The 298-nt window shown below is 36.9% G+C and carries 1 protein-coding gene; it reads left to right on the forward strand.

Annotated elements, in window-relative coordinates; translation table 11 throughout:
- Nucleotides 1–298 (forward strand): ATP-binding cassette domain-containing protein (locus HMPREF2813_RS07850; protein ID WP_148129914.1); only part of this gene is annotated, 298 nt, incomplete at both ends.

Raw genomic sequence — 298 nt, forward strand, 5'->3', positions numbered from 1 at the left:
CAGTTAAAGCCTTATCGGGGGGAGAACGAAATCGTTTATTACTCGCAAAATTATTACTCAAACCAAATAATTTATTGATTCTTGACGAACCAACCAATGACCTTGATGTAGAAACATTGGAGCTTTTAGAAGAAATTTTGACTGATTATCAAGGCACATTGTTAATTGTGAGCCATGACCGTCAATTTATCGATAATACTGCGACAGAATGTTATTTATTCGAAGGTAAAGGGCGTTTGAATAAGTATGTGGGAGGATTCTTTGATGCGAAACAGCAACAAGCCAATTTCTGGGCAAG

It is taken from the genome of Haemophilus sp. HMSC066A11 (genome assembly GCF_001811665.1).
Classification (GTDB): domain Bacteria; phylum Pseudomonadota; class Gammaproteobacteria; order Enterobacterales; family Pasteurellaceae; genus Haemophilus; species Haemophilus influenzae.